This window comes from Sphingomonas sp. DBB INV C78 (assembly GCF_042693015.1).
In the GTDB taxonomy this organism is placed as follows: domain Bacteria; phylum Pseudomonadota; class Alphaproteobacteria; order Sphingomonadales; family Sphingomonadaceae; genus Sphingomonas_E.
This window is the reverse complement of record NZ_CP170544.1, coordinates 1,080,381-1,107,186: the sequence shown is the minus strand read 5'-3', so window position 1 is coordinate 1,107,186 and position 26,806 is coordinate 1,080,381. Positions and strand designations below refer to the sequence as shown.

The following is a 26,806-nucleotide window of genomic DNA, read 5'->3' as shown; positions in this document are numbered from 1 at the left end:
AATGACCATCAGTTTTGAAGGGCGGGTTGCGATTGTCACGGGCGCCGGCGGCGGCATCGGCCGCGGCTATGCGCTGGAATTGGCGAAGCGCGGCACCAAGGTGGTCGTGAACGATCTCGGCGGTGCGCGCGACGGGACGGGGACGTCGGATTCGGCGCAGAAGGTCGTCGAGGAGATCCTCGCCGCTGGCGGAACCGCCATGGCCAATGGCGGCAGCGTCACCGATTCCGCCCAGATGGAGGAAATGGTCGCCAAGGCGAAGGAAGCCTGGGGCGGCGTCCATATCCTCATCAACAATGCCGGCATCCTGCGCGACAAGAGCTTCACGAAGATGACGATGGACGAGTTCCGCTTCGTCGTCGAAGTGCATCTCAACGGCTCGGCGGTGGTCACCAAGGCCGTCTGGGATATGATGCGCGAGCAGAATTACGGGCGCATCCTGATGACGGCGTCGTCGACCGGGCTTTACGGCAATTTCGGTCAGTCGAATTACGGCGCGGCCAAGCTGGGCCTCGCCGGGCTCACCAAGACGCTGCATCTTGAAGGCGCGAAATATAATGTCCGCGTCAACACCATCGCACCGGCGGCCGCGACGCGGATGACCGAGGACATCCTGCCGCCCGATTTCCTCTCGGTCTTCGCGCCGGAAAAGATCGCTCCAGCGGCGCTTTACCTTGTGTCGGAGGATGCGCCCTCCAACATGATCGTCAGCGCGGGCGGCGGCGTCGTCCAGGCCGCTTATATCACGCTAACCCAGGGTGCGGTGCTGTCGCCCGATCAGCAGACGCCCGAAGGCGTCGCCGCGGCGTGGGACAAGATCATCGATCGCACCGGCGAGATCGTTCCGCAGAATGGCCTCGAACAGTCGATGCTGATCGCGTCTCGCCTTCAGAACGGCTGAACCGCCTTACCGTATTGCATCACTAATACACGAGTGCTACCTTCCTGCCTGGGAGGTAGCCTGTATGTATACCGACACTGACATTGACGGCGCGGTAGAGCGGGGGATCTTCACCCCCGCCGCCGCGACCGCGTTCCGCACCTATGTCTCCGGCCAGCGCCATACCTCGCTGGTTGATGAGGAGCATTTCCGGCTCATCACGGGTTTCAACGACATCTTCGTCACCATCGCGGCGGTGCTGCTGCTGGCGGCGGTGGCGTGGATCGGCCATGCGATCCCCTTCGTCCGGGCGATCGAGGGGCCGAGCCTGCTGAGCGGCTTGTTCGTGGCGATCGCGGCCTGGGGGCTGGCCGAATTCTTCACCCGCAAGCGGCGCATGGCGTTGCCCAGCATCGTCCTGCTGCTCGCTTTTGCCGGCGGCGTCTTCGTCACGATGATCGCGGCCGTGGGCAACGGAAATCACGAGGGCTTCGATCGCGGCGTAGCGCTGATGCTGTCGCTGGTGACCGCCGTGACCGCCGCCGCCACCTGGCTGCACTGGCGCCGATTCCACGTGCCCATCACCGTTGCGGCCGGCACGCTCGCGCTCGTCGGCCTCGCGATCGGGCTCCTGCTCGCCGCGATACCTGTAATGGGCGACTGGCTCTATGCCGTGCTTCTGATGACCGGCATCGCCGTCTTCGCCTTCGCGATGCGGTGGGACATGAGCGATCCGACCCGCACCACCCGCCGCTCCGACGTCGCCTTCTGGCTGCACCTGCTGGCAGCGCCGCTGATCGTCCATCCGATCTTCGCGTTGCTAGGCCTGCTCGATGGCGGCGCAAATGTTGGAGAAGCAGCGGTCGTCCTCGCCCTCTATGTGATGATGGGCCTGGTCGCGATCGCGGTCGACCGCCGCGCGCTGCTCGTCTCCGCTTTGGCCTATGTCCTCTATGCGTTGAGCACATTGTTCCGGGAGTTCGGCGCAGTCAGTCTGAACCTGGCACTCACCGCGCTGGTGATCGGCTCGGCCCTGCTGCTGCTCTCCGCCTTCTGGCACAGCGTCAGAATCCGGGTGCTGGCGATGCTGCCGGTGGATCTGCGGCATCGGCTGCCCAATTCGGATCAGGGGCTCGCCGCCTCAACCTGACGCACAACCAGAACGGATTTCACTGGGGCGGGCCTGATGGTCCGCCCTCTTTCTATTCGCTGACCAGTTTCAGCAGCCGCCGCTCGATCGGTGCCAGCAACGGCACGAGTTCATGGCCGCGTTTCAGCACCGCACCATGCTCCCCGATCAGCGCCCACATGCCCTGGCGCTGGCGCAGCGCCGGGCGCTTCTCAATGCAATATTCGGGGCGTTCGGCCGCCCGACGAAAAGCCGAGAAGGACGCCGCCTCGCGTTCGAGCGCGATGGCATAATCCCGCCAATGCCCTGCCGCGACCATGCGACCGTAAAGGTCCAGGATGCGCGTCAATTCATGCCGATCAAAGCCAATCTGCGTCGGGCGCGTGACGATGGCAGGGAACGGCGTGACGACGCTCATCAGGCGCAGTCGCGCTCCTCGTCGCCGCTCTTGGTGCCGCGCTGTTCGATGAGTTCCGCAAGCTTGGCGCGCAACGATTCCACCTCGCACTTGAGCAGTTCAAGCTGTTGGGTCGCCGGATCGAACCGTTCCGAGCATTGCGTGCCATAAGGCAGGAAGCTCTTCTGATAATCGGCCGCCTCTACCAAAGTGGGCCGCGCGGGGATTCCGACCATCGACGCGCCCTCGGGCACATCCTTCGTCACCACCGCATTGGCGCCGATGCGCGATCTCCGTCCGACGACGATCGGCCCCAGCACCTGCGCGCCCGATCCGATGATCGCATCATCCTCGATGGTCGGGTGGCGCTTGCCGGGGACGCCGTTGGCGGGGTTGGTCCCACCCAGCGTGACACACTGGTACATGGTGACATTATCGCCGATGATCGCCGTCTCGCCGATCACGCTGAAGCCATGATCTATGAAGAAATTGCGGCCGATCTCCGCGCCGGGATGGATGTCGATCGCGGTCAGGAAGCGGGAGATATGGTTCACCGCCCGCGCGAGGAAATAGAGCTCGCCCTTGAACAGCCAATGCGCGATGCGATGGAAACCCACCGCCCAAACGCCCGGATAGAGCAGGATTTCCCAACGCGTCCGGGGCGCGGGGTCGCGCGCCTTGATCGAGTCGAGATATCCGACAAGCGCGTCGAACATGCATTATCCCCAGGTCGGTCTTATCTGTTTGTCGGCCGAATGTAAGCCGCCGACCCGGGGATTTCCAGTAGGGGCGTCAAACTGCCGTGGCGTGGACCGTCGCGACAGCTTTCAGGATCGCACCGACACGCGCCGCGGTCTGGATCACGTCGGTCGCAACGCCGTGGCCGCGCAGCACCTTTTCGTGGCTGTCGATGCACATGCCGCAGCCGTTCATCGCGCTAACCGCCAGGCTGAACAGTTCGAAATCATCCTTCTCGATGCCGGGTGATCCGATCACGTTCATGCGCAGCTTCGCGGGCAGCGTGCTATATTCCTTGTTCGAAGCGAGGTGGACGAAGCGGTAATAGACGTTGTTCATCGCCATCACGGCAGCGGAAGCACGGGCGGCATTCGCCGCTTCGGGCGAAAGCTTGCCCTCGGCCTCGGCTTCGGTCGCATCGACGAGCGGCTTGTAGCCCGTGCCATGGGCGCAGGCGAGCAGCAGGCCATATTTGCGCTGGTCGGAAAGCGTCTGGTCATTCAACAGCGATCCGACGTTCAGCCGGATGTCCTTGGCATAATCGGGCAGCGTATCGGCAAAGGCCTTCAGCGACATGAAAAGCTCCTGATCTGGTCAAACAAAAGGGCGCGGAGGATTTGACCCTCCGCGCCCCATGTGCCGCACATCATGCGGCGTGGCGGGTGGAGGCTCAGGCCGCCGGCTTGAGGACTTCTTCGCCTGCCTTCCAGTTGCAGGGGCAGAGTTCGTCGGTCTGCAGTGCGTCCAGCACGCGGATCGCCTCGGCCGGGTTACGACCCTGGTTGAGGCCGTTGACCGTCACGTGCTGGATCACATTGTGCGGATCGACGATGAAGGTGGCGCGTAGCGCAACACCGGCGTCCTGGTGGACGATGCCGAGCGCATCCGCGAGTTCCTTCTTGTTGTCCGCGATCCACGGGAAATCGCAGTTCGCCAGACGCTCGTCCGACTTGCGCCACGCGAAGTGGACGAAATCGGTGTCGGTCGACGCGCCGATCAACACTGCATCGCGATCGGCGAAATCCTTCACGAGGTCACCATAGCCGATGATCTCGGTCGGGCAGATGAAGGTGAAGTCCTTCGGCCAGAAGAACACGACCTTCCACTTTCCGTCCGTCTTCGACAGGTCGATCGTTTCACCGGCCGGAAGCGCGGAAACACCCTGCTGAACCGGAACTGTGATGCCGGGGAACTGATCGCCAACGGTAAGCGCCATAAAACACTCCTTCGAGAGGTGGTTGGAAACTGACGAGGGCCATATGAGGGGATGGCATAAAAAGAGCAAATAGATTATTTGCCGTTCATTGATCGATTGAGGCGATGAATGAGCACCTATCTTCCAACACTCAAGCAGCTTCAATATCTCGTGGCCCTGCGCGACCATGGCCATTTCGGTCGGGCGGCGGAGGCCTGCTTCGTTACCCAGTCCACCCTGTCGGCGGGCCTGCGCGAACTGGAATCGCTGATCGGCATCATGCTGGTCGAACGCACCCGGCGCGTCGTCCGCTTTACCCCGCTTGGATTACGGATTGCGGACAAGGCGCAGCGCGTGCTTCGCGAGGCGGAGGAACTTGCCGATCTCGCCCGCGCGGCGGGCAAGCCGTTGTCGGGCGAACTGCGCATGGGGGTGATCCCCACCATCGCTCCCTTCCTGCTACCGCGAATCCTGCCCCGACTGCGCACCGAATGGCCCGATCTCAAGCTCTATCTGCGCGAGGAAACGACAAGCGCCGCCTGCGATTCGCTTCACCGCGGCCATGTCGACTGCGTGCTGCTCGCCCTCCCTTATCATTGCGGTGACATCGAATATGAGGATCTATTCGACGACCGGCTCTTCGTCGCCTTCCCGGCCGGCGAGGCGCCCAGCGCCAATGGTGATGTCGAAGCGAATGTAATCGACGAACGTCGCCTGCTGCTGCTCGAAGATGGGCATTGCCTGAAGGATCATGCTCTCGCCGCCTGCAATCGCCCAGAATTGCGGGCGGAGGCGGCGATGCTCGGCACATCGCTCCACACCCTCGTCCAGATGGTCGACAACGGGTTGGGCGTCACTCTGCTGCCGGAAATGGCGATCGAGTCCGGTATTCTCGACAATACCAACATCGTCGCCCGCCCGCTCGATGCGGAGAATCCCGCCCGTCGGATCGCCATGGTCTGGCGCAAGGGATCACCGCGCGAAAAGGAATTCCGCCTGCTCGCTGCCGCGCTCTCAAAGAGCCACAGCGACTGACGATTTCATCGCGGATGCAACGATCCTGACGGGCGCTGCGTAACTCCCACAGCCGCGAACGCGCTTTGCGGCTTCTAGGGAGAGAATTTCATGACAAGCCAGTTCCGCCGCGGCGCCATCGCAGCCGCCATGTTCGTCATGGTCGGCGGCCTTTCCGCTGCCAATGCCAAGACGGACTATCCGATGGTCGGCGGCGCCGCCATGTATCCGACCAAGGATATCGTCGATAACGCCGTCAATTCCAAGGACCACACGACGCTGGTTGCCGCCGTCAAGGCCGCGGGCCTGGTCGATACGCTGAAGGGCACCGGCCCCTTCACCGTCTTCGCGCCCACCAACGCCGCGTTCGGCAAGCTTCCCACCGGCACCGTCGACACGCTGGTCAAGCCCGAGAACAAGGATCAATTGACGTCGATCCTGACCTACCATGTCGTGCCCGGCCGCATGACCGCCAAGGATATCGCCGCCGCCATTGCCGCCGGCGGTGGCAAAGCCGAACTCACGACCGTCCAGGGCGAGAAGCTGTGGGCGAGCATGATGGGTAAAACGATCATGCTGACCGACGCCAAGGGCGGCACGGCCCATGTGACTCAGGGTGATGTGATGCAGTCGAACGGCGTGATCCACGTCGTCGATACGGTGCTGATGCCCTGAGCCCGCGGGGCGGCGGCTGTCCCCTTGCCGCCGCCCCGGAATATCCTGTTTCCGTAGCGTAGCTTATCCCAATAGTCATTTATTGCGATTGACTTGCAATAGCGTCAATGCTTTCCTCCGACTCCCTGACGCCGGGAGAGGAACGCATGGCCCACAATCTCGTCGACCCGACCGAACTGCTGCCCCACGCCGCGCCTGCCACAGAAAGTGCGCGATTGCTGCTTTTCACGATGCGGCGCGTGGCGGCGCATGGCCTCGACGATGCGCATGCCGCGCATGCCATGCTCTGCGCCTTCGGCATGAGCTTCCGTCGCCCGCTGGTGCTGCTGCGGGCGTTGATGGCGGAGGCTTCGCGGGTTTCCAGTCGGCGCATCCTTGTCGCCCCCTGCTGCTGCCCGCGTATGACGGATGCAGAGGCAAACCTGATCGGCGCGGTCGCCATCGCGCGCCGCGACGCGCATGGCGCTCATGCGATGTTGAACGGCATCCTCGGCGTGAACGACTGCCTCGGCGCGCTGAGCAGCGCCCAGGCGCTCGGCCAGGCATTTGAGGATCTGGGAAAGCCGTTGGCCGAACTGGCCTGACCCATCAGGCTCTCAATTCTTGAAGAGTGCGCTCGGCCCAGTCGTACATATCGGCCTCTGCCGCGCGGCGCGCCCGATCGAGTCGGCGCATCCGCTCCTCCACCTCGGTCAGCACGTCACGCGCTCGTTCTTTGGCGCCCAGGGAAATCAGCAGAGCTGCATAACGGCAGCGCGCCTCTTCGCCGGGGAAGCGCGTGACGATATCCTCATAGATGGCCAGCGCTTCCGCGTTGCGCCCCAGATGCTCCAACGCACGAGCGCGGAGCAGCGCAGTCCGATCGGCATCGCCGATCGTCGAAGGAGCCGGAAGCTTTTCGATAATGGCGAGCGTGCCCTTAGCGTCACCCGCTTCGAACAAGGCGCGTGCCAGCTTCGCTTCGGTCCGGTGATCAGCCGGAAAGCGATCGAGCGCCTCGCGATAGATGGAAATCGCCTCGTTCCAGCGTTCGAGCCCGGCGAGCGCATCGCCCACGCGGATGCGCGCATCCACCGTATCCGCTAACTCGAGACGATCGCGCGCGACACGCAATTCACGTTCGGGATCGATCGCATGAACCGCAGCCGCCCTGGCGGCGCGCACATGGCGATTGCCCATCATCGCCGGTGCGACTTCCATCAGGAAATAGGCCAGGCCGCCCGCCAGCGGCAGCATCATGATCGCCATGATCCAGGCCTTGTTGCGGCCCCGCTTCACGACATGGGCAATACACAGAATTTGAACGAGAAGAATGAAAGCGAAATAGATCATCCAGCCTCCCCCGAAGCCTCCGTCCCCGCAGTGCCGATCGACTGATCGATGAGCCCCGCCCGCATCATCATCCAGAAAAGCAGGATACCGGGCAATGCCAGAAGCGTGGTGAGCAGGTAGAAGTCGACATAACCCATAACTTCCACCATCCAGCCGGCGCCATATTCGGGATTGCCCGTCAGCAGCCGCCCGACGATGCTCGCCGCCGCGGAGATCAGCGCATATTGCGCGGCCGTGAAACGGAGGTCGGTCAGCGCCGAGAAATAGGCGACAACGCAGACGCCGCCGACGCCGCTCGCGAAATTCTCGAAGCCGATCGCCCCTGCCATGCCGATGTTGGAGTGTCCGGCCGATGCAAGCAGCGCGAAGCTGAAGTTGGAAACGCCCATCAGGATCAGACTGACCAGCACCGATCGCTTGAGCCCCAACCGTGCGTAGAGCAAGCCGCCGACGAATATCCCCACCATCAGCGCCCAGAAGCCCACGCCGATATCGTAGATCGCGATCTCATCATTGCTGTAGCCGAGATCGTTGAACAGCAGGCGGAGCGTAAGGTTGGCCAGCGTATCGCCGATCTTGTGGATCAGAATGAATAGCAGGACGAGCCAGGCACCCGCACGCTGGAAGAATTCCACGAATGGCCCGATGATCGCCTGACCCAGCGCACCGATGGATTTGCGTTCGGCAACTTCGCGATGGCGCTCCGGCTCGCCATACAGCAGCGCCACAATCATCGCGGGCAGTGCGAAGACGGCGCAGACAATATAGGCGACGGACCAGCCCATGCGAGCCGCCACCACAAGCGCAAGGGCGCCCGCCGCCGCAGATCCGATCCGCCATCCATATTGCGACATACCGGCGCCTACGCCGAGCTGGCGGGGTTGGAGTTGCTCGATACGATAGGCGTCGATCACGATGTCGTAGGTGGCGCCGGCCACGCCCACCAAAATGGCGGCCATGGCGGTTGCGAAGATGTCGGCCGCGGGATCGACCAACGCCAGGTTGATAATGGACGCGATCACCAGTGAACCCGCGAACAGCATCCACGAAACTCGCTGCCCCAGCCGACCGATCAAAGGCAGTGGCACACCCTCGACAATCCACGCCCACAGGAATTTGAAATTATAGGCCAGGAAGACCAGTGCGAACGTCGTCACGCTCTTCTTGTCGATGCCATCCTGCGCAAGTCGCGTTGTCAGCGTCGCGCCGATCATCGCGTAGGGAAAGCCGGACGACATGCCGAGAAACAACGCCGCCAGTGGCGCGCGTTCGAAATAAGGTTGCATGGAAGCGAGCAGGCCGGGCCGCGGCGAAATGGTATTGGTCATCGCGCGGACAATAACGCCACATCCGTCCGCGCAAAGCGGATTCAGGCGTCCGCGCCGTAGAGCGTCAATCCCGCCGGCACGCGCTTGCGCTTCGCACCCTGCAGCCGTCCTTCCACCGCCTCGATCGCGGCGCGCAGGCTACGGTGCGAATGGGGTTTGGCGAGGCAGGCAACCGCCAGGTCACCAACGTCGAGGGGTGGCGTGCCGGTGACGATCAGGACGGGGATGCCCTGCGTGGTCGCAGCCCGGGCGACATCCAGGCCATTGCCGCCCCCCGAAAGCTTGATGTCGGTCAGCACGAGATCGACCGGTTCACGCCGCAGCACGGCCATTGCGTCGGCGACGCTATCGACGGTCGCGACCACGGTGTAGCCAGCCTCGACCAGAAAATGCTCATTGTCGAACGCAACCAACGGCTCATCCTCGACGAGCAGCAACCGTCTTATCGTCCGATCCCGCTTGCCGAAGAGCATCGCGCCCATTCTCCCTGTCGAATGACAATAATGACGCAGGATGGCGGTGCGTTCCATCGGGAGTCGCACGCATGGCTTGACCGCGTCACACTTTCCGTCAACGAGTGGCCGCTTTACCTCACCTGGACTACCTGGAGATAATGGTGGCCAAACGCCTCACCCTGTTCATTCTCATCGCCATGGTCGCCGGCATCGTTGTCGGCCTCGCTATCAACGCGATGGTGCCGGATAAGGCCCAGGTCGCCACCATCACCGGCTATTTTTCGATCGTGACGGATGTTTTTCTCCGCCTGATCAAGATGATCATCGCGCCCCTCGTCTTCTCCACGCTGGTCGCGGGCATCGCCCATATGGGTGACACCGCCGCGCTCGGGCGTGTTGGCGCGCGCACGATCGCCTGGTTCCTGTGCGCCAGCCTCGTCTCGCTCACGCTAGGCCTGATTCTCGTCAACATCTTCCAGCCTGGCGCCGGCCTCGCTCTGCCGCTGCCGGACGTCACGGCTGCCAGCGGCGTCGAGAAGGGCGCCTTCACGCTCAAGGATTTCATCACCCACTTGGTGCCGAAGTCGATCTTCGAGGCGATGGCGACCAACGAGATCCTGCAGATCGTCGTCTTCTCGGTCTTCACCGGCGTCGCGATCACCGCGATCGGTGAGAAAGCGGCGCCGCTCGTCCGCGGCATCGAGGCGCTCGTCCAGGTGATGCTGCAGATCACCGATTATGTGATGCGCTTCGCCCCCTTCGCCGTCTTCGCTGCGGTGACGAGTGCGCTCGCCAAGGAAGGCGCGTCGATCCTCATCACCTTCGGCTATTTCATGGGCGGCTTCTATATCGCGCTCATCCTGCTCTGGTCGCTGCTGTTGCTGGCCGCCTTCGCGATCGCCGGTGGCCGCGCGAAGCTGCTATTCCAATATATCCGCGATCCGATCCTGCTCGCTTTCTCCACCGCCTCGTCCGAAGCCGCTTTCCCGCGGACGCTGGAGGCGCTGGACCGCTTCGGCGTGCCGCGGCGTATCGCCAGCTTCGTCCTGCCGCTGGGCTATTCGTTCAACCTCGACGGCACGATGATGTATTGCACCTTCGCGACGATGTTCATTGCGCAGGCCTATGGCATCGATCTGTCGATCGGGCAGCAGGTGACGATGCTGCTGCTGCTGATGGTGACGTCGAAGGGCGTGGCCGGCGTGCCGCGCGCCAGCCTGGTGGTCATAGCGTCCACGCTGGCCTTCTTCGACATTCCCGAAGCCGGGCTGCTGCTGATCCTCGCCGTCGACCATTTCCTCGATATGGGCCGATCCGCCACCAACGTCGTAGGCAACGCGGTGGCGAGCGTCGTCGTCGCCAAATGGGAGGGCGCGATCGAGATGATCGAATCGCCGATCATCGAGCCGGCGAAGGCGCCGAGCCATACGCCGCATCACGGCACGCAAGGGCTGGAGATCGATCCGGACGCCAATCGCTGACGGCAATGCTGGCTTGAAAGCGCGAACGGGGTTAGGGGGACGCGATGCGATCTCCCCGCCCTCCTCGCGACACCGGCCGTCCCGGCCGCCCCGCCCGCGCCAAGAGCCCGTCGGCATCGGCGCGTGACGCCCGGCGCGCCGCCGACCATGCGTTGCTTACCGGCAAGCCCGTGAGCAAGGCTGGAGGCAAGCCCACAGGCAAACCCCGAAACGAAGCCGCGCCGACCGAGCGTGCTGAGCGCCCGTCCCGTGATGGGCAACCCATTCGTGCCAAACGGCCGCACCAAGACGCGCGCCCCGCTCGCAACGAACGTACGACCAAGGTCGAGCGCCCTGCTCGGCCGGCCCGTGACGAACGACAGAACCGGGATGAGCGTCCCGCACGCGTCGAACGGCCGCGCCGGGGTGCCGGCCGACTAGGCCCGGCGCCCGCACGGGCCATGATCAAGCCGACCGTTCCCGTTGCGCCCGGCGAAGGTGAGCGCTTGGCCAAATTGCTCGCGCGCGCCGGCATCGCCTCGCGTCGCGAGATCGAGCGGATGGTGGCCGAAGGCCGCATCGCGATCGGTGGCGAGGTGATCGAGACCCCCGCGACGATCCTCAAGTCGCTGGCAGGCGTCACCGTCGACGGCAAGCCGGTCGCTCCTCCCGAACATGCGCGCCTTTTCCGCTTTCACAAGCCGACTGGACTGCTGACGGCCGAGCGCGATCCCAAAGGGCGCCCGACGATTTACGATCGCCTCCCGCGTGACCTGCCGCGCGTCGTGCCCGTTGGCCGACTCGACCTCAATACCGAGGGGCTTTTGCTGCTCACCACCGACGGTGGCCTCAAACGTCAATTGGAACTGCCCGCCACTGGCGTCGAGCGCACCTATCGCGCCCGTGTCTTCGGCGAAATCACGCAGGCCATGCTCGAGGATCTGATCGAGGGGATCGAGATCGAAGGTGTGCGTTACGGATCGATCGACGCCAATCTCGAACGGCGCACCGGCCGCAACGCCTGGGTTGAAATGAAGCTGCGCGAGGGCAAGAATCGTGAGGTTCGTCGCGTTCTCGAACATCTGGGGCTTCAAGTCAGCCGGCTGATCCGCACCAGCTACGGCCCGTTCCGGCTGGGCGATCTTGCCCCCGGCGACGTCGCGGAAGTGCTCCAGCACGATCTTGTCGCCTTCCGCAAGACGCTGAAATAGTCATGCGGATCATCGCGGGAAAATGGCGTGGCCGCCCGATCTCGGCACCGGCGGGGGATTCGACCCGGCCGACGAGCGATCGCACGCGCGAAGCCCTGTTCTCCATGCTGGCGAGCCGGCTGGGCAGCTTCGAAGGGCTGCGTGTTGCGGATCTGTTCGCAGGCTCCGGCGCGCTGGGGCTGGAAGCACTGTCACGTGGCGCCGCTTATGCCACCTTTGTCGAACAGGACCGCAAGGCGAGCGACGTGCTGCGCGCCAATGCCGCAAAGCTCGGCGCGACCGTCGATGTGCGTACCCAGGCCGTCGCGACGCTCGGCGCTGTCACCCAGCCCTTCGATCTGCTGATGTTCGATCCGCCCTATGGCAGCGGCGGCGCCGGTGCGCTGCTCGAACGCCTTAGCAGGCTTGGATGGGCGGCGCCGGGGGCCTGGGCCAGCGTCGAAACGGAGCGGGATGAAGACGTCTCCGCCCGCGGCTGGACTGTGGATGCGGAACGTACCCACGGCAAGGCCAAGCTCAGTCTGCTGCGGCGCGACGCAGCGGAATAAGCCCGATCAGGCTGACCAGCGCCGCGGCCGCCAGATAGAGGCCGACCGGCACCAACCCATGCCGTTCCGACAGGCCCTGCGCCAGCGCGGGGGTCAGCCCACCGCCGATGATACCGCCGACATTGAAGGCCATCGACGCGCCGGTATAGCGCACGCGCGCCGGGAACAAACCGGGCAGCCAGCCGCCGAGCGGGCCGTAGACGAAGCCCATCACCCACAAAGCGAGCGCCAGAAAGGCACCGACCAGCCACAGATTGCCGCTGCCGAACAGCGGCGCCATCAGCAGGCCCGTCGCCACGGTCGCAACGCACCCGCCCATCAACACCCGCCGCGCATCATAGAGATCGGCCAGCCAGGCCGCGGCGACAATCCCGCCCGCCATGAACAGGATCGCAACAAGCTGCACGCCGAGAAATGTCTCGCGGCTATAGCCAAGCGTCGTCGTGCCATAACCCAGCGCGAAGGCTGTCGTGAGATAGAAGATGGCGAAGCAGGCCACGGCCGCGAGCGTGCCGCCGATCGTTTCGACGGCGTGATTGCGGAACAGCTCAGCGATCGGCACGCGCGGTGGCGGCGCTTCCTTCAGCGATGCGGCAAAAGCCGGCGTCTCGGTAAGCTTCAACCGAATCCACAGGCCGAGCGCCACCAGCGCGGCGCTGGCGATGAAGGGGATACGCCAGCCCCAATCTTTGAACTGCTCGGGCGTCAGCGTCAGGCCGAGCAGAAGGAACAGGCCGTTAGCAGCTATGAAACCGACCGGAGCGCCAAGCTGCGGCGCCATGCCGAAGCGCGCGCGCCAGCCTGGCGGCGCATTCTCCACCGCCAGCAGCGCCGCCCCACCCCACTCCCCGCCAAGGCCGAAGCCCTGACCGAACCGCAGCAGGCACAGCAAAGCCGGCGCGACCCAGCCGATCATCTGATAGGTCGGCAGGAAGGCGATCGCGGTCGTCGAACCACCCATGATCAGCAGCGATGCGACGAGCGTCGACTTTCGCCCCACACGATCGCCGAAATGGCCGAACGCCACGGCGCCCACAGGCCGCGCGACGAAAGCGACGGCAAGGCTCGCCAGCGACAGCAATTGCTGGATGCCGGGATCGGAGGCTGGAAAGAAGAGCGGACCAAACACCAGCGCCGCGGCCGTCGCGTAGATGTAGAAATCGTAGAACTCGACCGCCGTGCCGATTAGGCTCGCCCCCAGCACTCGCCGCGCCGAGGGTGTATTCACCAGCATTCCCGTCATTCGGCCCATCCCGTCTTAAGCGGGCGGGGATTGGGCCTTGATCGGGATGGCGTCAAGCCATGGTCAACGCACCGGTGGAACGCCGGCAACGGCCCGATAGACGAAGCCGCCCAGCAGGCCACCTATGATCGGCGCCACCCAGAAGACCCATAGCTGGTGGAGCGCGAGGCCGCCCACCAGCAATGCCGGGCCGGTGCTACGCGCAGGGTTCACCGACGTATTGGTCACCGGAATGCTGATCAGGTGGATCAGGGTCAGTGCCAGGCCGATGGCAATCGGCGCGAAACCGGCCGGCGCCCGCGTGTCCGTCGAACCCATGATAACAAACAGGAAGCCGAAAGTCAGCACGATCTCGATGACAATGCCCGCCCCCAGCGTGTAATGGCCGGGCGAGTGTTCGCCGACGCCGTTCACGGCAAGCCCGGTCGGCCCGAGTTCGAATCCCGGTGCGCCGCTGGCGATATGCAGCAGGATGAAGGCTGCGATCACCGCACCCACCACCTGAGCAACGATATAAGGCAGGATGTCCTTGGCCGGAAAACGCCCGCCCGCCCACAGTCCGATCGTGACAGCCGGATTGAAGTGGCCGCCGGAAATATGCCCCACCGCATAGGCCATGGTGAGCACGGTAAGACCGAAGGCCAAACTTACGCCGAGCAGGCCGATGCCCACTTCAGGAAAGGCGGCTGCAAGAACCGCGCTGCCGCAGCCCCCGAATACCAGCCAGAAAGTGCCGATCAGTTCCGCCACAAGTCGTTGAGTCAAAGGCATCTCGACCCCCATTTGCCGTCCTGGGTGAGCGGGAGGCTATCATTGTTCACCGGCCGCACCATCGGGAAATACCCGCACTAGCCATTGCCCCGGCGCACGCCGTTCCCTAACTGTTCACGGGTGAATCAGCCCATCATGACACCCGCTTCCGAGCCTCCCTATCTGCGCGGCCTCAACCCTCCGCAGCGCGATGCCGTGCTGACGACCGAAGGTCCCGTGCTTGTGCTCGCCGGCGCAGGCACAGGAAAGACCGCCGCGCTGACTGCGAGACTGGCGCATCTTGTCGCGACCCGTCTGGCCTGGCCGTCGGAAATTCTGGCCGTCACCTTCACCAATAAGGCCGCACGCGAGATGAAGGAGCGCGTAGGCCGCATGCTGGGTGATGCGGTGGAGGGGATGCCCTGGCTCGGCACCTTCCATGCAATCGGCGCGAAGATGCTCCGCCGCCATGCCGAACTGGTCGGCCTGCAATCCAATTTCACCATCCTCGATACCGACGATCAGCTTCGCCTGATGAAGCAGCTCATCACCGCCGCCGATCTCGACGAGAAACGCTGGACGGCGCGGATGCTCGGCGGGTTCATCGATCGCTGGAAGAATCGCGGCTGGACGCCGGCGGACCTGGACGCCGGCGAGAACGAGCTGTTTGCCAACGGCCGCGGGCAGGAACTCTATCGCGCCTACCAGGACCGGCTGCGCGCCGTGAACGCCTGCGATTTCGGTGATCTTCTGTTGCACATGCTGGTGATCCTGAAGACGCACCGCGACGTGCTGGAGCATTATCAGCAGCGCTTCCGCTACATCATGGTGGACGAATATCAGGATACCAACAGCGCCCAATATCTCTGGCTTCGCCTACTCGCGCAGACACGCAAGAATATCTGCTGCGTCGGTGATGACGACCAGTCGATCTATTCCTGGCGCGGCGCGGAGGTTGCCAACATCCTGCGCTTCGAGAAGGATTTTCCCGGAGCCAAGATCGTCCGGCTCGAGCAGAATTACCGCTCGACGCCGCATATCCTGGCCGCTGCCGGCGGCGTCATCGCGCATAATGGCGGTCGCCTCGGCAAGGAATTGTGGACCGAGGTGGACGAGGGCGAGAAGGTCCGCGTGATCGGCGTGTGGGACGGGCCCGAGGAAGCCCGCCGCGTCGGCGACGAGATCGAGGCGTTTCAGCGCGGCGGCGGCAGGCTGGAGGACACCGCGATCCTCGTCCGCGCCCAGTTCCAGACCCGCGAGTTCGAAGATCGCTTCATTGCGATCGGCCTGCCCTATCGCATCGTCGGCGGCTTCCGCTTTTACGAGCGCGCGGAAATCCGTGACGCGCTCGCTTATCTGCGCGTCATCCATCAACCCGCCGACGACCTTGCCTTCGAACGCATCGTCAACACGCCCAAGCGCGGCCTGGGTGACAAGGCGGTCGCCAAGATTCACCAGCTTGCGCGCGCGGAAGGCATCCCGCTGACGCTGGCCGCCGCGCGCATTCTCGATACGGACGAGATGACGCCACAGGCACGACGTGCGCTCGGCAATCTGATCGGCGACATCGCCCGTTGGCGCGACCGGCTGAACGATCTGCCGCATGCCGAACTGGCGCGGCTGATGCTCGATGAATCCGGCTACACCGCGATGCTTCAGGCGGAGCGGACGACCGAAGCCTCCGGCAGGCTCGAAAATCTGGCCGAACTGGCCCGGGCGATGGAGGAATATGAGACCCTCCCCGCCTTCCTGGAGCATGTCAGCCTCGTCATGGACAATGACGCCGACCGGGAAACCGAAAAGGTGACGGTCATGACGATCCACGCCGCCAAGGGTCTGGAATTCGACACCGTCTTCCTGCCCGGTTGGGAGGAGGGGGTGTTCCCCTCCCAGCGCGCACTCGATGAAGGCGGCATCGCCAGCCTGGAGGAAGAGCGCCGCCTTGCCTATGTCGCGATCACACGCGCACGCCGATTGGCGACGATCATCCACGCCGCCAATCGCCGCATCTACGGCCAATGGACCTCATCCATCCCGTCCCGTTTCGTGGCCGAACTGCCGCCCGAGCATATCGAAAGCGAGACGACGATGAGCGGCGGCGAGAGCCTGTGGCGGGCGCAATGGTCCGAACAGAGCGATCCGTTTCATCACGTCGGGCGCGGCATGGGTCGTGGCCCCGGCTGGCAGCGCGCGGCGGCTTCGGGCTACGATCTCACGCCCAAGCGGGTTGTCGAAGTGCGCGCCTCAGCCGCCACCTATGCCGCCAAGCCGCGATCCGACATCAGCGTCGGCCAGCGCGTGTTCCACACGAAGTTCGGCTATGGCGCGATTGCAGAGATCGAAGGCAACAAGCTGGAGATCGATTTCGAGCTGTCCGGCCGCAAGCGCGTGCTGGACAGCTTCATCACCCCGGCCTGAGCGGCCTCATTCGGGGTTGGACTCTCCGAAATCCGCGGTGAAGGCCGCGTCCACGGGAACGGCAAGGCCGTTGATGCCTGCAGCGCGACGGCTGGCCAGGAACAGCGCCACCTCGGCAATATGCTGCGGATGGAGATCGCCACGATAGGGTGGCGCTTCCAGCGTATCGGGATCGACCAGCGGCGTGGCTTCGGTGACGCCCACCATTGGAGTCAGCACGCTGCCGGGGCAGACCGCATTCACGCGCAGGCCATGGCGGGCATAGGGCGCCGCCAGCGACTTCACGATGCCAAGCAGGCCATGCTTGGCGGTCGAATAGCCAATCGCGGGCGGCAGGCCGAGGAGACCGGCCAGCGAGGCCGTCACCACCGCCGCCCCTCCCGGCCGCAGCACCGGCATCGCCGCCTTTAGCCCAAGGAATGTGCCGCGGAGATTGACCGCTAGCATCCGATCGAACGAAGCCGTCTGATATTCCTCGAACTCGGCCCAATTATCGAGAATGCCGGCGTTGAGGAATGCCGCATCGAGACCGCCGAAGCGGTCACGGCAGGTCGAGAACAAGACCTGATTGGCTTCATCCGACGCGATGTCGACCGCCACGGCGGCGGCCTTGCCACCGGCGGCGATGATGGCGCCCGCGACGCGCTCGGCACCGGCGATGTTGAGATCCGCCACGACGACGGTCGCACCTTCCTGTGCGAAGCGCAGCGCCGCCGCTTCGCCGATGCCCGATGCGCCGCCCGTCACCAGTGCCGTCTTGCCGCCGAACATGCGCCCTCCTTTTCATCGTCAATTGGTTCGCCGCCACCCTGCCCGGCCCGTCCTTTTGGAACATGGTCCAAATGGACGATGCCCGCCACCGCGCCCGGTCCCATCATCCTCGACAAAGCCCATGTGGAGAGAGGAACGAGTCGAATGAAATTCTCGATCATTTACGAAGCGCAGATGGCGGACCCCTCGCGCGAGTCCGAGCGTCGCTGCTTCGAGGAGATCGTCGAGCAGGTGTTGCTTGCCGAGGAAATGGGCTTCGACAATGTCTGGGCGGTCGAACACACCGCGCTCACCCAATATGCCCATATGTCGGCGCCGGAGACCTTCCTCGCCTACATCGCCGGCCGCACCACGCGGATCGGCATCGGCCATGGCGTCGTCTGCCTGCCGCCGGCGATGAACCATCCGGTGAAGGTTGCGGAGCGTATCGCCACCCTCGACATCCTGTCCGGCGGCCGCGTCCATTTCGGCATGGGCAAGGGCGGCACCCAGCAGGAAGCGGGCACCTTCGGCTATGACCTCGCCGAGTTGCAGCCGATGATCGACGAGAGCATGTACCTCATCCCGAAGATCCTGAAGGACGGTCATGTCGAGCATGACGGCACCTACATCAAGATCCCGTCGCGTCCGATCCACCCGAGCCCGGTTCAGGATCCGCACCCGCCGATCTATTATGCCTGCACGCGTGAATCGACGCTTCAGTTGGCCGGTGACCGCGGCATCGGCGCGCTCGTCCTCGGCTTCTCGGGCCCCGATGAAATCGCCCGCAAGAATGCGATCTACCGCGAGCATTTCAAGAACCGTAAAGCCGAGGATCAGGTCGGTTTCCGTCCCAACGAGCATCTTGCCGCCTTCTGCGCCGCCTGCGTGCTCGACGATCGTGACGAGGCGCGCCGCATCGGCCTCAAGGGCCAGCGTTTCTTCGCTGAAGCCATCTCTTATTGGTATCAGGGTGGCCCGAAGCCGACCGCGCATATCGAGTCCGCTGAGGATAATGAGGTGGCGCTGGGCCAGGCCCGCGAACATGTCGTCGCCTATATTTCCGAAGAAAAGATCGTCGACGGCGCCGACGCAATGACCAGCAACTACACCGTCGCGCAGGACGCCTATGGCAATGCCGACGATTGCATCCGCTATGTGACGCGGCTGGAGGAAGCCGGTGCCGACGAGGTGCTGTTCCTCTTCCAGATGGGCACCGTGCCGCATGCCGCGATCCTGGAGACGATCCGCAACATCGGCCAGAAGGTGATCCCGCACTTCCGCGCCAAGGCGGCGGAACGCGAAGCCATCGCAGCCGAGTAAGCTTCTTCGACCCTCCCTCCTCACGGAGGGAGGGTCGAAATACCGCTTATCTACATCAATTGACATTTAGCGACGCAAAGTGAGTGCATGACGTTCTCGTCATGTTGATCAACAGTCGCTGGAAGGCATAGCCCTGTCCCTGCAAAGACGGCGCAAAGCCGCTGACTTTCAGGGGAGGTTACCATGACGATCCGCACGCGCGCCTTGCGCGCCGCTTTCTTGATCTCCGTTTCCGGCACCGCCTTCACCATTCCCGCGACCGCTCAGGCACAGGATAGTGCCGTCGCCGAAGACAGCACGGACATCGTCGTCACCGCCCGCAAGCGCGAGGAAAAGCTGCAGGACGTGCCGATCGCCGTCACCGCGGTGAACCAGGCCGGGCTCGACTCACGCGGATTCGATGCCGTGACGGACGTTCAGGAAATCGCCCCCAACCTCAATTTCACGCCGGGCCAGGGCGGCAATAGCGGTGGCATCGCCGCCTTCATCCGTGGCGTCGGCGAGAATGATTTCATCATCACCGCGGACCCCGCCGTCGGTCTCTATATCGACGGCGTCTATGTCGCCCGCACCTTCGGCGCGACGACCGAACTGCTCGGCATCGACCGCATCGAAATCCTGCGCGGACCGCAGGGCACATTGTTCGGAAAGAACACCATCGGCGGCGCGATCAGCGTCGTCAGCCGCATCCCAGACGGCACCAACGTACTGCAGGCCGATCTCCGCTACGGCTCCTACAACACCGTTCGCGCCCGCGCGAATGTCGAGGCGCCGCTTTCCGATGGCCTCTCGATCGGCGTGTCCGCGCTCGGCGAGTGGGGCGAAGGCTGGCAGAAGATTCCGTCGGGCGACAATCTCAGCAACAAGAATGTCGTCGCCGGTCGGGTGACGCTGCATTACGATGCCTCGCCCTTCGACGCCGTGCTCACCGTCGATGGCCTGCGCCGCCGCCAGAATGCGCGCGCGCACTCGATGCTGAGCTTCACGCCGACCTTCTTCTCGGGCCTCCAGTCCGCTTTCCTGGCGCCCTGCTGCACCGCGCCGGACCGCATTGACCGCACGGACAGCACGCCGGAGCTCAACCACGACAACACCGACGCCGCCAATGTCGGCCTGACCCTGTCCTATGACGTCGGCGAAGGCACCATCAAGTCGATCAGCGCCTATCGCTGGGTCGAGGCCCTGTTCGGCCGCGACGGCGACGCATCGTCGACCATCAACTACGCCGGCGACATTCACGACGAAAAGGCCGAACAGTTCAGCCAGGAACTGCAATATGTCACGCCGCTATTCGGCGACCGCGCCAACCTGTTGGTCGGTGCCTATTATTTCCGCGAAAAGACACGCGACAACACGACGCTGTACGTCGCCGACGGTCTCTATCCGGCGCTGATCGCCGCGGGCTTCGATCCCGCGTTGGCGACTGCGCTCGATTTCAACATCGATTTCCGCAACCGGCAGAAGACGACCAATTATGCCGCCTTCGCGAACCTGACCTTCGATCTCACCGACGCGCTCAACCTCGAGCTGGGTGGCCGCTACACCTATGAGAAGAAGACCTTTACCCAATCGGCGACCCGCATCTACAGCCAGCAGCCACTGATCCCAGGCTTCAACCCCTACACCCTGTCGGACAATTGGGATGCGTTCACGCCGCGTGCATCGCTGTCCTACAAGTTCACGCCCGACATTCTGACCTATGCCTCCTTCTCGCGGGGCTTCCGCAGCGGCGGTTTCAACGGGCGGCCGACCGTGGCGGCAGAGATCGGCTCCTATGATCCTGAATTCCTGAACGCCTACGAAGTCGGCCTGAAGACCAGCTTCGACGGCCTGGTGACGATCAACGTCGCCGCGTTCCGCAACGACTATAAGGATCAGCAGTTGCTGGTCTCCAGCGTCGGCGCGGGCGGCATTCCGGTCGTGACCATCCAGAACGCCGGCAAGTCGCGCATCCAGGGCCTTGAGGTGGAATTCGACGCGCGCGTCTCGCCGCAGTTCCGCGTCAGTGGTTCGATCGGCCTGCTTGACGCCAAATATCTCGAATATGAATCGGGTGGCATCGACCTCACCTTCCGTGAGCCCAAGCAGGCGCCGGAAATGACAGGTAGCCTCAGCCTCGTCTACACCGCGCCGATCACCGACGAACTCGACGCCGTTTTCCGCGCGGATGGAACGTATCGCAGCAAGACCTTCATCGACGTCGAAAATTCGCCACTCCGCTCACCCGATTATGCTTTGCTCAACCTGAGCGCCGAGTTCGACCTGCCTTGGCGGGGCACCTCGGTTCGCTTCGCGGTCGACAATGTGACCGACAAGCAGGTGCTGGTGGCAGGCTATGACGGCTCCGGCGCCTTCGGCTTCATGGAGGGCTTCTTCAACGATCCCCGGCGCTATTCGGTCACGCTGGCGATCCGACGCTAGAAACGAGGGGCATATGGACAGGCGGCACTTCATCGGATCCTTGGGAACGCTGGGTGCCGCCGCACTGGCACCCGCGACGGTCGGGGCCCAGACGGCGCCCGCAGCGCTGCAGACGCAATCGCGGGTCGCCTTCGGCGAACTCATCGCCCTCCTCCAGCAGCTCGACCATGATTATCTGAGCCCAGCACGTCGCATCGCCGGCGTGACCGACATTTCGGACGGGCACCGCCAGATCCTCCACCACCTCCATGTCGCCTTATCGCTGATTGCGGAGGCCGATCCGGACCGGCCGGCATTCCGCCGCACCGCCGATATGGTGACCAAATTCCTCGGCGATAATCCCGACGCACTCTATTACACCGCCTTCATCGACCCGGCCCGCACCTACCGGATCAGCGGCAATGTGGGCGGCGCAGACTTCACCTCGTTCAGTTTCGAACGTGCGGGCGTCGATGGCGTACCGTCGAAGGGCGTAGCGCTGGTCGTCGACGATCGCGCCATGAAGATTTCGCGCGACGGCGACTTCGAATTCCTCGTCGGCCCCGATCAGAAGTTCAAGCTAGAGCCCGGCGTCGGGATGATCCAGACGCGCCATTTCTTCGAACGCGCAAAACCCATTTGCGCAGACCCCGTAAAGCAGATCCCGCTCCGCATCGAAGCGGTGGAACCTGCCTCACCGCGCCCAGCACCCGACGACGCCTGGATCGCAGCGTCGATCCGTCGCGTCATCACCTTCCTGCGCGAAACCACGATCGGCATGCCGATGATGCAGCCTGACAAGATCCCCGCCTGGGTCTCGATCATTCCCAACCGCTTCAATCCGGCCCAGATTCCGGCGGGCGACATCGGCTTCGCCAATCGCAGTTCGGCCTATTCCATGGCGCCTTATGCGCTTGCGCCCGATCAAGCCTTGGTGATCGAGGGACGCTTCCCCAAATGCCGCTTCGCCAATGTCGTGCTGTGGAACCGTTTCCTGCAGACCTACGACTACGAAACCCACACCATTTCGCGGAACGGCAAGTCGACGAAATTGCTGCCTGATGGGCGCTTCCGCATGGTGCTGGCGCATCGCGATCCGGGCGTGCCGAACTGGATCGACACGCAGGGGCGGCCGACCGGCATGGTCTATTGGCGTTTCGTGCTGCCCGAGGAGACGGTAGCGCCACTCGAAGCGCGGGTGCTGCCGTTTGCCGATCTCAAGGCACTCGGCTGAAAGCGCTCAGGCTCCGCGTTTGATCAATCGGAAGAAGCCATAGGATGGATCGGCCGGCCCCGGCTTGCCGATCTTGGCGCCCTCCAGGAAGGGATGTTCCAGGTCGATGATCGACGGCGAATGGATATTGGCCCAGTCGGCCACGATCGCGCGGTGCAGGAATTTCCAGCGCCCGTCACGCTTGGCATATTTGTCGAAGTAGCGGCCGCCCACCAGCACATCCATCGGCCCGTCCGGCGTCTTGGCGCGGTGGAGCGCGAGCAGATAGACCTCGCCTTCCGCATAATCGCCGTCAATCGCGAGGTTGATGGTCGTCACATTATGGTGGAGGATTTCCATCGGTGCCTGGATTTCCGGCAGCTTGTCGATGAACTCCATCGCGGGCCCGCAGAACATCGCGCCATGATCGTCGATCGCATCCTCATGATAGAGGGTGCGCAGCTTCTCATGGTCGTGCCGGTCGGACGCCTGGCAGTAGACGGTGATGAGCTGGCGGATCTCCTCGCGGTCCAGCAATTCCTGCAGGCGGGCTTCCCGGTCGCTCATATCGTCCTCGTCAAATGAAAACCCCTCCCTGGATAATCCAGGAAGGGGCTTGTCGTCCTTAGAACTTGATGCCGGCAGTGATGCCGAAGGTCCGCGGATCGGGGTAGTAGGCGACCGTCAGGCCGCCGAAGCTCGGTCCGAAGTCGATGAAGTTCTGCGGGTTGTTCTCCTTGAACAGGTTCTTCACCCACAACGAGAATTGCGCTTCCACGCCACCCAACGGCACTTCCGAAACCACGCCGCGCAGGTTGACGATCGTGCGGCCCGGCGACTGCGTCGTCTTCGCCGTCTGGTCCGAAGGATTCGGCACATCGATGGCGAACGGATAGGTGTAATATTTGGAAACGTAGCTCAGGTCGCTGATCAGGTTGAACCGACCCCAATCACCTTCAACGACACGCCAATCCATACCCAGCGAAGCCGAATATTTCGGTGTGTGCGGGAAAGCGCGGTTGTCGGCGACGTCCTGGCCGCCATCGAGATAGCTCTTATACTTGGCGTCGAGCAGCGCGAACGAGCCGTTGACCGTGAACCAGTCGGCCGGGCGTGCCAGCCACTCAAGCTCGAGACCGCGGATACGCGCAGCAGCCGCATTGAACACGACCGAGCCAGCAGCACCGGAACCCCGGAATACCGAAAGCTGGATGTCCTTGTGATCATCCCAGAAGGCGGCAAGGTTGAGCTGCAACTTGTTGTCGAGAAGGCGCGACTTGAAGCCGATCTCGTAGCTGTCCACCTTCTCCGGCTTATACGGGTTGCAAAGCTCAACCGCACCGGAGGGGCACTCCGCCGTCGCCGGAAGCACCACGTTGGTTTCGCCGTTGAAACCGCCCGACTTGAAGCCCTTGGCATAGCGCGCATAGACGTTGATGCGATCGGTGATCTCATAACGCAGCGTCGCCGCCGGGCTGACATCATTATATTTCGCGTCGGGCACGTCGCCATAGCCAACGTCGATCTGGGTGGCTTCAGCCGGCGTGCCGGGCTGGGCAACCAGAAGGCGCATGATGTCCTTCTTCTCATGCGTGTAGCGGATGCCGCCCGTCAGGATCAGCTTTTCGGTGATCTTGAAATCAGCCTGCGCATAAGCCGCATAGGCTTCCGTATGCGAACCATAATCGGATTCGAACGTGCTCGCCCCGAAGAAGAAGGACTGCGGTCCGAGTGTCTCGGCCTTGTCCTTGAAGTAGTAGAGACCGGCGACATAATTCAGGCGATCGTCGAACGCCGTGCCGGTGACCTGCAATTCCTGGCTGAACGAATGATAATCGGTGTCGCGGCCCGTGACGGCCACTGGCAGCGGCGATCCATCGAGATCGAGCAGATCGTTGAAGTCGAGCGTGCGATAGGCGGTGATCGACTTCAGTTCGGCGTTGCCTAGGTCCAGAGCGATGGTCAGCGCGTGGCCCATCGTCTTCGTGCGCTCGAACACGTCGGTGTCGAGCGTCGCCGTGCTCTGGCGATCCTTGTTGGCGTAGAGGAACAGCGGAATGCCGGAATAATTGGCCGAATTCGGGTCGAAGATGTCGCCCGGCTGGCCATTCTGGTTGACGCTGTAGAGCTGCGCATAGTCGGGGCGTTGATCGAACTTGCTGTAATCGAAGGCATAATCGATCGTCAGATTGTCGCTCGGCTGGGCACGGACCTGCACCATGAAGCTCTTGTTATCGAGATCATTGGTGTCCTTGAGCGGCGGATTGGTGCCGATGAAATCGGGCACCACCTTGATGAAGCCGTCGCGCTTCTGGATCTGGCCGGAAACCTTGGCCGAGAAGATCCCCATCTGCGGCAGATCGAGGATGGCCTTGGCCTTCCAATAATCATAGTCGCCATAGGTGATCTCCGCGGAACCGCCGAGCTCACCCGACGGCTTCTGCGTGACGAGATTGACGGCGCCCGCCAGCGTGTTGCGACCGTAGAGCGTGCCCTGCGGGCCACGCAGAACCTCGACGCGCTCCAGATCGGCAATATCGAAAATCGAGCCCTGCGCCTTGGCGATATAGACGCCGTCGACATAGAGGCCGACCGCCGGCTCCCAGGTGATCGCGGGGTTGATCGTCACCGAGCCACGGATCGCGATCTGGGTGATCGTCTTGTTGGACGGCGCGCGCTCGATCTTCATGTTCGGCGCGATCGTGCCGAGTTGGTCGATCGAGGTGATGCCGCGCGATTCGAGATATTCGGAGCTCACCGCGGAAATCGCGATCGGCACTTCCTGAACATTTTCGGCGCGCTTCTGCGCCGTGACGACGATGTCCGCGATGCCGCCGGTGTCGGCCGGTGCTTCGGCAGCAGCATCCTGCGCCAGCGCGGGCGCCGAGCCGATCATCAGCGACAGCGCGAGCAGGCTCGCGCCGCGATTCAAACGGGTGATTTGCACTTGGTCTTCCTCCGGGGCAGTCGTTCAGGCCGTCGTTGCGGCACTCAGATTGGCGGCGTGGTCATGACGACCACGTCCGCAGAAACGGTCAATTGCATCGCCATCGGCGCGGCCGAAGGCGGCAATGTCATCGGGCAGCAGGCCATCGAGCGCCGCGATCGCGCGCTGCGATGCCGGGCGGGCAAGGCCGGCGTCGAACCAACGCCGCAGCGCCGGGAACTGTGACCAGTTCCCTTTGTCCTGGAACAGCGGAAAGATGCTGTCCGCCGTGCGGATCCACGGCAAAGTCGCGACATCGGCCAGCCCATAATCCTCGCCGGCGATATTCGCGCTCTCGGCCAGCCGCCGCTCGAGCACGCCAAGGATACGCGCAGCCTCGCTCTGATAGCGACGCACGCCATATTCCCGCTCGCCTTCAGGCGCGTAACGGAAGAAATGGACATATTGGCCGAACATCGGGCCGACGGAAGCCGTCTGCAGCATCAGCCAAGACATCGCACGCGACCGCAGATGGGCATCGGTCGGCATCATCTTGCCCGATGTTTCTGACAGATAGAGCAACGCCGCCGCGCTCTCGAATACCGCGAACGGCTCCGCACCGCGATGATCGATCAGCACCGGCACCTTGTTATTCGGGCTCATCGCCAGAAAGGCGGGATCGAACTGCTGGCCGGCGAACACGTCGACATGCCGCAGGCGATAGTCGAAGCCGCATTCTTCCAGCATCAACACCAGCTTGAGCACATTCGGGCTGCTCATGCCGAGAACTTCAAACATCACGCGGCCTTCCGCGCGGCATAAAGCGCCTCGGCCCGCGCCTTGAGCGCGATCGCCGTGTCATCGAAGGCGCGCTTCACCCAGTCACCGCAGAAGCGCATAACATGCGTGCCGACCTCGCCGAAAAACGCATCCGTGCTCAGATAGGCACAGCGGTCTTCACCCAGTTTCTCGATGATCTGGTCACGGCGTGCCGGATAGGGCCAGATCTCCATATAGGGGAGTTCCCAGGAGATCATGCGCTCGGGCTCAATCGCGCAGATATATTCCACATTCTCCACGACCTGGCCGGGCATGGTGTAGCTGGCGAGCTTCATGTTCACGGCAGCGCCCATTTCGAGCTTGCTGTCGCATTCGATGCAAAATGGGTTCCACGCCTTGTAATTGGTGAAATCGGTCAGAACTTCCCAGACGACGCGCGCGGGTGCATCGATCTCGATACGCTCCGATCGCACGATATTCGCGGGATCGAGGGCCATGCCGTCGGTCTGGGCCATATCCGTCTCCTGATAGATATTGGCCCTTCTTGTTCGCCATGGCGTGGGGCCTCACCTGCCCTCTGGCAGCGAAACCCCGGTCTCGTCAATGCCCATATTACGCAAACTGACGTTGCATAATACGAA

At 63.4% G+C, this 26,806-nt stretch carries 26 protein-coding genes; 12 read left to right on the top strand and 14 right to left on the bottom strand.

Annotated features, from left to right (window positions below):
* The first annotated feature begins 1 nt into the window (after nt 1).
* Both ACFB49_RS05385 and ACFB49_RS05380 read left to right on the top strand, forming a co-directional pair.
* Nucleotides 2–901, top strand: a complete 900-nt coding sequence (locus ACFB49_RS05385; protein WP_380876924.1) for an SDR family NAD(P)-dependent oxidoreductase — start codon at nt 2–4, stop codon at nt 899–901.
* A gap of 64 nt (nt 902–965) precedes the next feature.
* Nucleotides 966–2,030, top strand: a complete 1,065-nt coding sequence (locus ACFB49_RS05380) for a hypothetical protein (protein WP_380876922.1) — start codon at nt 966–968, stop codon at nt 2,028–2,030.
* 52 nt (nt 2,031–2,082) lie between these two features.
* Here the strand turns inward: ACFB49_RS05380 and ACFB49_RS05375 are convergent, their stop codons facing one another.
* From ACFB49_RS05375 to ACFB49_RS05360, 4 genes are all read right to left on the bottom strand, one after another.
* The gene (locus ACFB49_RS05375) at nt 2,083–2,427 is read right to left on the bottom strand and encodes a DUF2794 domain-containing protein (protein WP_380876919.1); all 345 of its coding nucleotides are present in this window, start codon (nt 2,425–2,427) and stop codon (nt 2,083–2,085) included.
* The gene (gene epsC, locus ACFB49_RS05370) at nt 2,427–3,122 is read right to left on the bottom strand and encodes a serine O-acetyltransferase EpsC (RefSeq protein WP_380876917.1); all 696 of its coding nucleotides are present in this window, start codon (nt 3,120–3,122) and stop codon (nt 2,427–2,429) included. Before epsC ends, ACFB49_RS05375 begins: the two co-directional genes overlap by 1 nt.
* 76 nt (nt 3,123–3,198) lie before the next feature.
* Nucleotides 3,199–3,720 (bottom strand): carboxymuconolactone decarboxylase family protein, encoded by a 522-nt coding sequence (locus tag ACFB49_RS05365; protein WP_380876914.1) that lies wholly within the window; start codon nt 3,718–3,720, stop codon nt 3,199–3,201.
* A gap of 94 nt (nt 3,721–3,814) precedes the next feature.
* Complete coding sequence (locus ACFB49_RS05360; RefSeq protein WP_380876912.1) at nt 3,815–4,360, bottom strand: peroxiredoxin; 546 nt, start codon at nt 4,358–4,360, stop codon at nt 3,815–3,817.
* Nucleotides 4,361–4,468: 108 nt separating this feature from the next.
* Between ACFB49_RS05360 and ACFB49_RS05355 the strand changes: the two genes are divergently transcribed.
* From ACFB49_RS05355 to ACFB49_RS05345, 3 genes are all read left to right on the top strand, one after another.
* Nucleotides 4,469–5,374, top strand: coding sequence for a hydrogen peroxide-inducible genes activator (locus ACFB49_RS05355; RefSeq protein ID WP_380876910.1), 906 nt, complete (start codon nt 4,469–4,471; stop codon nt 5,372–5,374).
* A gap of 129 nt (nt 5,375–5,503) precedes the next feature.
* Nucleotides 5,504–6,028, top strand: a complete 525-nt coding sequence (locus ACFB49_RS05350) for a fasciclin domain-containing protein (protein ID WP_380879846.1) — start codon at nt 5,504–5,506, stop codon at nt 6,026–6,028.
* Between the two features lie 146 nt (nt 6,029–6,174).
* On the top strand, nt 6,175–6,612 hold the full coding sequence (locus ACFB49_RS05345; protein ID WP_380876908.1) for a DUF6628 family protein: 438 nt from the start codon (nt 6,175–6,177) through the stop codon (nt 6,610–6,612).
* A 4-nt stretch (nt 6,613–6,616) separates the two neighbouring features.
* Here ACFB49_RS05345 and ACFB49_RS05340 read toward each other — a convergent pair whose 3' ends face one another.
* From ACFB49_RS05340 to ACFB49_RS05330, 3 genes are read right to left on the bottom strand one after another with little or no spacing between them, the layout of a single operon-like run.
* Nucleotides 6,617–7,360, bottom strand: a complete 744-nt coding sequence (locus tag ACFB49_RS05340) for a tetratricopeptide repeat protein (protein WP_380876906.1) — start codon at nt 7,358–7,360, stop codon at nt 6,617–6,619.
* A complete protein-coding gene (locus tag ACFB49_RS05335) occupies nt 7,357–8,688 on the bottom strand; it encodes an AmpG family muropeptide MFS transporter (protein WP_380876904.1) in 1,332 nt (443 codons plus the stop codon). The genes ACFB49_RS05340 and ACFB49_RS05335 overlap by 4 nt, the downstream gene beginning before the upstream one ends.
* Nucleotides 8,689–8,729: 41 nt before the next feature.
* Nucleotides 8,730–9,161 (bottom strand): response regulator, encoded by a 432-nt coding sequence (locus ACFB49_RS05330; RefSeq protein ID WP_380876902.1) that lies wholly within the window; start codon nt 9,159–9,161, stop codon nt 8,730–8,732.
* A 143-nt stretch (nt 9,162–9,304) separates the two neighbouring features.
* Between ACFB49_RS05330 and ACFB49_RS05325 the strand changes: the two genes are divergently transcribed.
* The 3 genes from ACFB49_RS05325 (at nt 9,305) to rsmD (ending at nt 12,362) form a co-directional block, all read left to right on the top strand.
* Complete coding sequence (locus tag ACFB49_RS05325) at nt 9,305–10,624, top strand: dicarboxylate/amino acid:cation symporter (protein WP_380876900.1); 1,320 nt, start codon at nt 9,305–9,307, stop codon at nt 10,622–10,624.
* Nucleotides 10,625–11,064: 440 nt separating this feature from the next.
* Entirely contained in the window at nt 11,065–11,814 is a 750-nt protein-coding gene (locus ACFB49_RS05320; protein WP_380876897.1) for a pseudouridine synthase, read from the top strand.
* A gap of 2 nt (nt 11,815–11,816) precedes the next feature.
* Nucleotides 11,817–12,362, top strand: coding sequence for a 16S rRNA (guanine(966)-N(2))-methyltransferase RsmD (gene rsmD, locus ACFB49_RS05315; RefSeq protein ID WP_380876895.1), 546 nt, complete (start codon nt 11,817–11,819; stop codon nt 12,360–12,362).
* Here the strand turns inward: rsmD and ACFB49_RS05310 are convergent.
* A complete protein-coding gene (locus tag ACFB49_RS05310; RefSeq protein ID WP_380876892.1) occupies nt 12,331–13,605 on the bottom strand; it encodes an MFS transporter in 1,275 nt (424 codons plus the stop codon). The genes rsmD and ACFB49_RS05310 overlap by 32 nt on opposite strands.
* A gap of 63 nt (nt 13,606–13,668) precedes the next feature.
* Complete coding sequence (gene aqpZ, locus ACFB49_RS05305; RefSeq protein WP_380876889.1) at nt 13,669–14,376, bottom strand: aquaporin Z; 708 nt, start codon at nt 14,374–14,376, stop codon at nt 13,669–13,671.
* 135 nt (nt 14,377–14,511) lie between these two features.
* Between aqpZ and ACFB49_RS05300 the strand changes: the two genes are divergently transcribed.
* Entirely contained in the window at nt 14,512–16,773 is a 2,262-nt protein-coding gene (locus ACFB49_RS05300; protein WP_380876886.1) for an ATP-dependent helicase, read from the top strand.
* Nucleotides 16,774–16,779: 6 nt separating this feature from the next.
* Here ACFB49_RS05300 and ACFB49_RS05295 read toward each other — a convergent pair whose 3' ends face one another.
* The gene (locus ACFB49_RS05295; protein ID WP_380876883.1) at nt 16,780–17,544 is read right to left on the bottom strand and encodes an SDR family NAD(P)-dependent oxidoreductase; all 765 of its coding nucleotides are present in this window, start codon (nt 17,542–17,544) and stop codon (nt 16,780–16,782) included.
* A gap of 144 nt (nt 17,545–17,688) precedes the next feature.
* On the opposite strand from ACFB49_RS05295, the gene ACFB49_RS05290 reads away from it, so the two are divergent.
* The 3 genes from ACFB49_RS05290 to ACFB49_RS05280 all read left to right on the top strand — a co-directional run bounded on the left by ACFB49_RS05290 (nt 17,689) and on the right by ACFB49_RS05280 (nt 22,480).
* A complete protein-coding gene (locus ACFB49_RS05290) occupies nt 17,689–18,846 on the top strand; it encodes an LLM class flavin-dependent oxidoreductase (protein WP_380876881.1) in 1,158 nt (385 codons plus the stop codon).
* 183 nt (nt 18,847–19,029) lie between these two features.
* Nucleotides 19,030–21,267: a TonB-dependent receptor gene (locus ACFB49_RS05285; protein ID WP_380876878.1), complete on the top strand. Its 2,238-nt coding sequence runs from the start codon at nt 19,030–19,032 to the stop codon at nt 21,265–21,267.
* A gap of 13 nt (nt 21,268–21,280) precedes the next feature.
* Nucleotides 21,281–22,480 (top strand): hypothetical protein, encoded by a 1,200-nt coding sequence (locus tag ACFB49_RS05280; protein WP_380876875.1) that lies wholly within the window; start codon nt 21,281–21,283, stop codon nt 22,478–22,480.
* Nucleotides 22,481–22,486: 6 nt separating this feature from the next.
* Here ACFB49_RS05280 and ACFB49_RS05275 read toward each other — a convergent pair whose 3' ends face one another.
* The 4 genes from ACFB49_RS05275 to ACFB49_RS05260 are packed head-to-tail and all read right to left on the bottom strand — an operon-like array spanning nt 22,487 to nt 26,680.
* On the bottom strand, nt 22,487–23,026 hold the full coding sequence (locus ACFB49_RS05275; RefSeq protein ID WP_380876872.1) for a nuclear transport factor 2 family protein: 540 nt from the start codon (nt 23,024–23,026) through the stop codon (nt 22,487–22,489).
* Nucleotides 23,027–23,084: 58 nt separating this feature from the next.
* Nucleotides 23,085–25,406: a TonB-dependent receptor gene (locus ACFB49_RS05270; protein ID WP_380876870.1), complete on the bottom strand. Its 2,322-nt coding sequence runs from the start codon at nt 25,404–25,406 to the stop codon at nt 23,085–23,087.
* Between the two features lie 24 nt (nt 25,407–25,430).
* Nucleotides 25,431–26,183 carry a glutathione S-transferase family protein gene (locus ACFB49_RS05265; protein WP_380876867.1) on the bottom strand — a complete coding sequence of 251 codons (753 nt, stop codon included), beginning with the start codon at nt 26,181–26,183 and terminating at the stop codon, nt 25,431–25,433.
* On the bottom strand, nt 26,183–26,680 hold the full coding sequence (locus ACFB49_RS05260; protein WP_380876865.1) for an SRPBCC domain-containing protein: 498 nt from the start codon (nt 26,678–26,680) through the stop codon (nt 26,183–26,185). The genes ACFB49_RS05265 and ACFB49_RS05260 overlap by 1 nt, the downstream gene beginning before the upstream one ends.
* Nucleotides 26,681–26,806 lie beyond the last annotated feature (126 nt).